The 7,487-nt window shown below is 64.7% G+C and carries 9 protein-coding genes and 1 pseudogene; all 10 read right to left on the reverse strand.

What is annotated here, in order from left to right; translation table 11 throughout:
* Positions 1-580: 580 nt before the first annotated feature.
* On the reverse strand, positions 581-1,342 hold the full coding sequence (gene fliR / locus RMO40_RS20270) for a flagellar biosynthetic protein FliR (RefSeq protein ID WP_309725230.1): 762 nt from the start codon (positions 1,340-1,342) through the stop codon (positions 581-583).
* Positions 1,342-1,611, reverse strand: a complete 270-nt coding sequence (gene fliQ / locus RMO40_RS20275; RefSeq protein WP_296687538.1) for a flagellar biosynthesis protein FliQ — start codon at positions 1,609-1,611, stop codon at positions 1,342-1,344. The genes fliR and fliQ overlap by 1 nt, the downstream gene beginning before the upstream one ends.
* A gap of 10 nt (positions 1,612-1,621) precedes the next feature.
* Positions 1,622-2,365, reverse strand: coding sequence for a flagellar type III secretion system pore protein FliP (gene fliP / locus RMO40_RS20280; RefSeq protein WP_309725231.1), 744 nt, complete (start codon positions 2,363-2,365; stop codon positions 1,622-1,624).
* A gap of 31 nt (positions 2,366-2,396) precedes the next feature.
* The gene (locus RMO40_RS20285) at positions 2,397-2,762 is read right to left on the reverse strand and encodes a flagellar biosynthetic protein FliO (RefSeq protein WP_309725232.1); all 366 of its coding nucleotides are present in this window, start codon (positions 2,760-2,762) and stop codon (positions 2,397-2,399) included.
* An 84-nt stretch (positions 2,763-2,846) separates the two neighbouring features.
* Positions 2,847-3,284, reverse strand: a complete 438-nt coding sequence (fliN, locus tag RMO40_RS20290) for a flagellar motor switch protein FliN (protein WP_309725234.1) — start codon at positions 3,282-3,284, stop codon at positions 2,847-2,849.
* A complete protein-coding gene (gene fliM, locus RMO40_RS20295; protein ID WP_309725236.1) occupies positions 3,274-4,278 on the reverse strand; it encodes a flagellar motor switch protein FliM in 1,005 nt (334 codons plus the stop codon). The genes fliN and fliM overlap by 11 nt, the downstream gene beginning before the upstream one ends.
* A gap of 19 nt (positions 4,279-4,297) precedes the next feature.
* A complete protein-coding gene (locus tag RMO40_RS20300; RefSeq protein ID WP_309725238.1) occupies positions 4,298-4,948 on the reverse strand; it encodes a flagellar basal body-associated FliL family protein in 651 nt (216 codons plus the stop codon).
* A 241-nt stretch (positions 4,949-5,189) separates the two neighbouring features.
* On the reverse strand, positions 5,190-6,350 hold the full coding sequence (locus RMO40_RS20305; protein WP_309725239.1) for a flagellar hook-length control protein FliK: 1,161 nt from the start codon (positions 6,348-6,350) through the stop codon (positions 5,190-5,192).
* A 92-nt stretch (positions 6,351-6,442) separates the two neighbouring features.
* The gene (gene fliJ, locus RMO40_RS20310; RefSeq protein ID WP_309725241.1) at positions 6,443-6,922 is read right to left on the reverse strand and encodes a flagellar export protein FliJ; all 480 of its coding nucleotides are present in this window, start codon (positions 6,920-6,922) and stop codon (positions 6,443-6,445) included.
* Between the two features lie 21 nt (positions 6,923-6,943).
* Positions 6,944-7,487 (reverse strand): annotated as a pseudogene (locus RMO40_RS20315) (flagellum-specific ATP synthase FliI); the annotation flags it as partial.

Consider the following 7,487-nt stretch of genomic DNA (forward strand, 5'->3'; position numbering starts at 1 on the left):
CCCCGGCGAGGGATTTGCGGGGTGATGCGCTTGGTTCCCGTTGCGGGCTGGCCTTGCGGGCCACCCGCGGCCGAACGGGGCGCTTTCTTGGGCCTGCGCGGCCCCGTCGCTTCGTCGTTCCCGCGGAGGCGGGAATCCATGAGCTTTGCCGCTCGCCGCTGTTCTTGTTCACTCCGTGAGGCCGCGCCGGGAGTTCGGCCCGGCGGCCGACCCCCTTTCTTTGTATCGACAAAGAAAGGGGGCAAAGAAAGCGACCCTGCCGACTCGTCCGAAGGGGGAGACAACACCGGCCGGCCTCGCTGGGCGAAGCTTGATCGCGCTTCGCGCCGATGCGAAGCGAGGCGTGGATGGAATGCCCGCGCAGCGGGCGACGTATTGCCCTTGGGTCCCCTTAGTGAGTCGCGACCGACGAGCAGGGTCGCCTTTTCTTTGGTGACTTTCTTTTGGCGAAGCAAAAGAAAGTTACTGCCCTGTCGGGGGCACTTCCCGACGCGGTCTTACTCAGTAAGAAGAACTCACAACGCGGCAGCGGCACCATCTTGGATTCCCGCCTCCGCGGGAATGACGACAGAGCAAGCCCCTACTGAAAATGCGACAGCATCTGCTCCAGCGCCATCGTGAACGGCGCCTGCATCATCGGCAGCGTCAGCAACACGCCCAGCAGTCCCACCCCCAGCGTGATCGGGAACCCGATCGCGAAGATGTTCATCTGCTGCGACACACGCGAGATGATCCCGAGCACCAGGTTGATGAACAAGAGCATGGTGATGATCGGCAACGCGATCCACAGGCCGAGCTTGAAGATCTCGGCGCCCCACACCTGCGGCTGCAACGCGCGCAAAAAGGCGAATGGCTCCGGCCCCACCGGAAAGGCCTGAAAGCTCTGCACCAGCGCCATGATGATCAGCAGGTGGCCGTTGATGACGATGAAGAGCCACGACACCGTGGTGCCAAAGAATCGCCCTACTGCCGTGCCCTGCCCGCCCGTCGACGGGTCGAAAAAGCCTGCGTAGTTCAGGCCCATTTGAAGGCCCACCAGCTCGCCCGCGAATTCGATGGCCGAAAACACGATGCGCGCGGCAAACCCGAGCGTCGCACCAATCAGCACCTGTTGCAGCACCACCAACAAGGCCAACGGAGAGTCGAGCGGCACCACCGGCATCTCAGGCAATGAAGCCTGCGCGCACACGGTGATCAGAAAGGCGAGACCGACACGCACCCGCAAAGGCACGCTGCGCTGCGACAGCACCGGCAAGGTGCTGAACAAGGACAGCGCGCGCAGAAAGGGCCACAGCAGCGGCGTGATCCACGCCACCACCTGCGCTTCGGTGAACGTCAGCATCAGCCCACGGCGGAAGGGATGGCCGTCAACGTGCGCTGCAGGTATTCGACCAAGGTGGTCAGCATCCACGGCCCGGCGACGGCCAGCACCGCCACGGCCGCGATCATCTTCGGCACGAAGGACAGCGTCGACTCATGGATCTGCGTGGCCGCCTGGAAGATGCTCACCAGCAAACCCACGCCGAGGATCACCAGCAGCACCGGCGCCGACACCATCAACAGCAAATACAGGCCTTGTTGGCCGTAGGTGAAAACTTGTTGCGAATCCATGGGGCTCTCTCTACTGCGCAAAGCTCGCCGCCAGCGAACCCAGGAGCAGGTTCCAGCCATCGGCCAACACAAACAACATCAGCTTGAAGGGCAAGGCCACCAGCACCGGGCTCAGCATCATCATGCCCAGGCTCATCAGCACGCTGGCGACGATCATGTCGATCACGAGAAACGGAATGAAGATCAGAAAGCCGATCTGGAACGCGCTCTTCAACTCGCTGGTCACGAAGGCCGGCACCAGCACCTTGAACGGCACGTCGGCGCTTTTCACCGAGGGGTCGATCTTGGCCAGCTTGGCAAACAGCATCACGTCGGCCTGGCGGGTTTGCTTGAGCATGAACTCGCGCATCGGCACTTCGCCACGTTTCAACGCTTCGTCGAACGCAATCTTGTTCTCGGAGTACGGCTGGTAGGCCTGCGCGTACACCTTGTCGAGCGTCGGGCTCATCACGAAGAAGGTGAGGAACAAGCTCAGGCCGACGATCACCTGGTTGGGCGGGGCCGACTGGGTGCCCAGCGCCTGGCGCAACAGGCTCAGCACGATCACGATGCGGGTGAAACCCGTCATCAGCAGCAGCACCGCCGGCAAGAAGCTCAAGGCGGTGAAGAACAGCAGCGTCTGGATCGGCACCGAGTAACTCGTGCCGCCCGCGCCCTGCCCCACCACCAGCGGCAGGCTTGGAGCCCCTGTGCTTTGGGCTAAAGCCGCGCCTGGTGCGGCCGACAACAACGACAAGCCGGCGATGAAGGCCATGCGCTTCACGCGGGGCGAAAAAAAACTCGGCTCAGTGTTCACCTGAAAGCCCTTGGTTCGTATTCTGGTCGCGGCGCAGCTTGTTCAGCAGCTGCGCAAAAGGAGGCACCGGCATGCCGGCGGCAGGCGCTTCGGCCTGCGGCGCCATGGTGTGCAAGGTGGTGATGCTGTTGGCGGTCACGCCCAACACCAGCCACTGGCGTTCATCGCCCTGCCCCACTTCAACGGTGACGATGCGCTGGCTGGGCGACAGCGGCAGCATCGCCACGCTGCGCATCAAGCCTTGTGCTGTGCCGCCGCCCATGGGCGTGCGCTTGAGCAGCCACAGCGCCACCGGGATCATCACGATGATCGCGATGAACCACAGCAGCGAGGTGATTCCAGAAGAAGCTGACATGGGATCAGTTCCCGCCGGGCCGTCCCAAGGGAACTGGCGACCCCTCGGGGGGCAGTGAACGAAGTGAGCGTGGGGGCTGCATGACTAGCCCTTGCTCAAGCGGCGCATGCGCTCGCTCGGCGTCACGATGTCGGTGAGGCGGATGCCGAACTTGTCGTTCACCACCACCACTTCGCCCTGGGCGATCAGGTAGCCGTTGACCAGCACGTCCATCGGCTCGCCGGCGAGCGCATCGAGCTCGACCACCGAGCCTTGCGCCAGCTGCAGGATATGTTTGATCGGAATGCGCGTGCGCCCCAACTCCACGGTGAGCTGCACCGGGATGTCGAGAATCATGTTGATGTCGTTGCCCGCGCCGGGCGCCCCGGCGTTGCTGAAGTTCTGGAACGCCACGGGAGACGCCTGCTCAGTCGCGGTCTGCACCTCCGACGCCACCTCGGGTTTGGACTCGGCCAGGGCCGCAGCCCACTCGGCCGCCATCGCGTCTTCTGCGGACGGTGCGTTTGCTTCTTCAGCTGACATTTTGGTCTCCAAGCCAACCCATGCTCGAGGTTGACAACATTTGATCGATCTTCAATGCGTACTTGCCGTTCGAGGTGCCGTAGTGGCAGTCGAAGATGGGCACACCGACCACCTTGCCCTGGATGCCGGCTTCGAGGTCGAGCTCGATGAAATCACCGGCCTTGAATGACAGCAACTGCTCCACCGTGGCCGGGGCTTGCGCCAGCTCGGCCACGATCTCGACCTCGGCGGCCTGGATCTGCTGCTTCATCAGGTTGACCCAGCGGCGGTCGGGCTCGTTGCTGTCGCCCTGGATGGTCGAATACAACACGTCGCGGATCGGCTCCAGCGTGGCGTACGGAATGCAGAAGTGAATGGTGCCGGTGGTGTCGCCAATTTCCAGCGTGAAGCTGGTGGCCACCACGATCTCGCTCGGCGTGGCGATGTTGGCAAACTGGGGTTGCATCTCCGAGCGCTGGTACTCCAGCTCCAGCGGGTAGATGCCGTGCCAGGCCTTCTTGTATTCGGCGGTGATCACCTCGACCAGGCGGGTGATGATGCGCTGCTCGGTGGGCGAAAAATCGCGGCCTTCGATGCGCGTGTGGAACTTGCCCGCGCCGCCAAACAGCGCGTCGATCACCGAGAACACCAGCGTCGGGTCGCACACGATCAGGCCCGAGCCGCGCAGCGGTCGCACCGACACGATGTTGAAATTGGTCGGCACCACGATCTCGCGCAGGAAGGCGCTGTACTTCTGCACCTTGATGCCGCCGATCGAAATCTCGGGGCTGCGGCGAATGAAGTTGAACAAGCCGATGCGGATGTTGCGCGCAAAACGTTCGTTGATGATCTCCATCGTGGGCATGCGCCCACGAACGATCCGCTCCTGGCTGGCAATGTCGTAGTTGCGAACGCCGCCAGTCGGCGCGTCCTCGGCCTCCAGCTTCTGGCTCTCGCCGGTGATGCCCTGCAGCAGGGCATCGACTTCGTCTTGCGACAGTATTTGTTGATTCATTGCGCGGCTCGGCTGCTGATCACTGCACGATGAAATTGGAGAAGTGCACGTGCTTGATCGGGTTGGCGACCACGGCCTTCTGGCGCTTCTTGGGCTTCTTCACATCGGGATCGTCTTCGTCTTCTTCGTCTTGCACCGGCTCGGCCTTCGGCGCCGGCTCCGCGCTGGCGTCGATGCCGAGCGGCAACACCGCCTCACGCATGATTTCGCGGGCCAGAGCGAGCTTGCCTTCACGCGACAGCAGCTGGGCCGAGGTCTTGTGGGCCAACACCATCAAGATGCCGTTGCGGATGGCCGGCATGTAGGCCTTCATCTCTTCGGCGAACTTGGCGTCTTCGACTTCGAGCGTCACGCCGATCTGGGCGAAGCGGTCGGCTTCCTTGTCGGCCAGGTTCACGACAAAGGGCTCGAGCGGCACGAAGGTGGGTGGATTTTTGGCGCGCTCCTTGCGCTTGTCGGCGGCAGCGGCCACTTCGCTTTCGCCACCGTCCTCTTCCGCTTCAGCGGCTGCAGCGGCTTTCTTCTTCATCATGAACACCGCGGCGCCACCCCCCAGCAGCGCGACCAGCAGGACGGCCACGAGGATGATGATCAGCTTCTTCTTGCCCTTTTTCGGGACAACATCGCCTGCGACGGCAGCGTCGACAACGGCAGCGGCGGCAGTGGCCATGAAAACTCCTTCAAAGGCAGGCCCGCAAAAGGGACCGGCCATGGAAGGAAATTATGAAAAACGGGGGGCTTTTCGATGGCCTGATAAGCGGGGGGAAAGCCCGGCTTCCCGGTTGGGGCCCCGCTTCATGTGAAAGGCTTTTTCACCGCAAAGGCGCCAAGAGCGCGAAGGAACGCAAAGGAAGAGAAGGGTTTTCTTCGCGCCCTTTGCGCTCTTGGCGACTTGGCGGTGAGATCTCTTGTCAGGCGTACAGGTCGACCCCACCCGCCGACACACGAGCGCTGACGCGCTGGGTCGTGACTTCCGTCTCACCTGGCGCACGATTGCGGCCCGATGGAGCGCCGCCCGAGGCCTCGTCACCTTCGCCGCGGCCACGGGCCTGGCTGTGCACACCGCCGCCCGAAAGGGTGAAGCCGGCGTCTCGCAAGGCAGCCGCCAGCTCGGGCAGGCCGCTTTCGATGATCTGCCGTGTGGCGGCCGAATCGGCGCCGAAGTTGACTTGCGCCTGCGTGCCGTCGAGCGAGATCTGCACCGAGATCGGCCCCATCTCGGCGGGGTTGAGGTGCAGCTCGGCTTGCTGGATGCCATCGCGCGCCAGCACGCTGACCTGCACACCGAGCGACTGCGCAAACTCGGGCGCCGTGGCCGGCGTGGGCAGGCTCACGGCGACAGGCGCGGCGGCCTCGCCGGAGCGGGCGGCGCCGGGTGTTGATGCGGCAACGGCAAGCGCACTCACGGCCTGCGCGTCTTGGCGGGCCGGGGCTTCGGCCAACACGCTGACACGCTCCATGGCGGCTTGCCAGGTCGAGGCTTCGGTTTGTGCATCGGCTTTTGTGTCGACAGAGACGGGCTCGGCATTGCCACGGTTGTCGCGCGCCACTTGCAGGCGGTCGGTGAGCTCTTGGGTCGCGCCGCCATGCGAACTCACGCCCTGGGTCGCATCGCCGGGTGTGCGCGGACCCCCCTTCGCGGGCTCGCCGGTGAACGCCAGGCCGGCACGCTCGCGGCCCTGAGCCACGGCAGTGACAGGCACCTCGACAGGGGCAGGCGGCAGGTTGAGCGCAGCCAGCCACTCGGTCAGTGCGGGGTCAACGGGTTCGGTGACAGGTTCGACCCCGCCGACGACCTCTTCGGCCGTTGCGGCTTCGGCCTCGGGTCGCGGCTCGTTCACACCGGGTTTGGGTTTTTCAGTCTTCGCCGGGCGCTCGCCGGCCGGCCGCGCGGGAGCGTCGGCACGGCGGGTGTGGGCTTGCGGCGCAGTTGGCTCGTCGGCCGGCTCAGCCGGCTCGGCCGATTTGGGTGGTGTGGGCGGTGTGGCTGCGGCCTGGTCCTGCGCCATCGTCTGGCGCTGGCTGAGCATGCGGGCAAAACCGGTGTCGGGCGGCGAGGCGGCCCCTTGCATGGGCTGCGGCTGCGGAGCGACAGGCGCGGTGAATGAAGAAATGGCAGGGGTCATGAGAAGGCGTGTGAGGCAGATCGGATGAGGGCGCTCAATCAAACCGCAGGCGACAGGGGGCGCTGCTGCAGCTGGCTCCAGGCGGCGCGCGAGGCGAACTCGTCGGTCTGCTTCTGGTCGCGGCGGTCGGCCACCTGGCGCAGCTCGTGCAAGCGGCGCTCGAGCAGCTTGCGCACCGAGGCGACGCGCATCTCCTGGTCACGCACCGCTTCGCGCGATTGTTTGAGCCGCAGCGCGGCGTGGGCGGCGATCTGCCTTTGCTGGTCGATGGCCTGGCCCAGGCGGGCGCTGAAGCCCTGGTAACACTGCAGGATGTCGATCGAGCTCTTGCGGCTGAACTGCTCGCGAAAGCGCCCTTCGTATTCAACGCGGTAAGCCACCAGCTGGTCGGCCTGCGACTGCGCGGCCTGGTGCGCTTCGTTGGCGCGCTGCATGTCGGCCAGCGCTTCATCGCGCTCCCGTTCGGCCTGGCCCAGCAGGGCCATCAGCGGATCGAGTGAAGGATTGTGGTTGCTCATGATTCAAGTCCTTGGGAAGGATCAGCCGCCCACCAGCCCGCGCAGTTCGCGCAGGCTCTGGGGCAAAGAAGCGGGTTTGTGCATGTCTTGCTGCAACAGCTCGGTCATCTGCGGGTGCAGGCGCACGGCGGTGTCGAGCTCGCTGTCGTGGCCGGGCGTATAGGCGCCGAGCTGGATCAGGTCGCGCGCCTTGTTGTGCTTGGCGTGCAGCTGGCGGAAGCGCCGCGCAGCGTCGATGTGTTCGGGCGGGCTCACGTTGTTCATCACCCGCGAGATCGAGCGCTCGATGTCGATGGCCGGGTAGTGGCCGGCTTCGGCCAGCTCGCGGCTGAGCACGATGTGGCCGTCAAGAATGCCTCGCGCCGCATCGGCAATCGGGTCTTGCTGGTCGTCACCTTCACTCAGCACGGTGTAGAAGGCAGTGATCGAGCCCACGCCGTGGATGCCGTTGCCACTGCGCTCCACCAGCTGCGGCAGCTTGGCAAAGCAGCTCGGCGGGTAGCCCTTGGTGGCAGGCGGCTCGCCAATGGCGAGTGCAATCTCGCGCTGCGCCATGGCATACCGG

Source organism: Rhizobacter sp. (assembly GCF_031412075.1).
Classification (GTDB): domain Bacteria; phylum Pseudomonadota; class Gammaproteobacteria; order Burkholderiales; family Burkholderiaceae_C; genus Rhizobacter.

Excerpts from the sequence above, each read along its gene's own strand:
- fliM (WP_309725236.1), bottom strand. The coding sequence starts at position 4,278 with ATGAATCAACAAATACTGTCGCAAGACGAAGTCGATGCCCTGCTGCAG.
- fliJ (WP_309725241.1), bottom strand. The coding sequence starts at position 6,922 with ATGAGCAACCACAATCCTTCACTCGATCCGCTGATGGCCCTGCTGGGC.
- fliQ (WP_296687538.1), bottom strand. The coding sequence starts at position 1,611 with ATGGATTCGCAACAAGTTTTCACCTACGGCCAACAAGGCCTGTATTTG.
- RMO40_RS20300 (WP_309725238.1), bottom strand. The coding sequence starts at position 4,948 with ATGGCCACTGCCGCCGCTGCCGTTGTCGACGCTGCCGTCGCAGGCGAT.
- RMO40_RS20305 (WP_309725239.1), bottom strand. The coding sequence starts at position 6,350 with ATGCAAGGGGCCGCCTCGCCGCCCGACACCGGTTTTGCCCGCATGCTC.
- fliN (WP_309725234.1), bottom strand. The coding sequence starts at position 3,284 with ATGTCAGCTGAAGAAGCAAACGCACCGTCCGCAGAAGACGCGATGGCG.
- RMO40_RS20285 (WP_309725232.1), bottom strand. The coding sequence starts at position 2,762 with ATGTCAGCTTCTTCTGGAATCACCTCGCTGCTGTGGTTCATCGCGATC.
- fliR (WP_309725230.1), bottom strand. The coding sequence starts at position 1,342 with ATGCTGACGTTCACCGAAGCGCAGGTGGTGGCGTGGATCACGCCGCTG.
- fliP (WP_309725231.1), bottom strand. The coding sequence starts at position 2,365 with ATGGCCTTCATCGCCGGCTTGTCGTTGTTGTCGGCCGCACCAGGCGCG.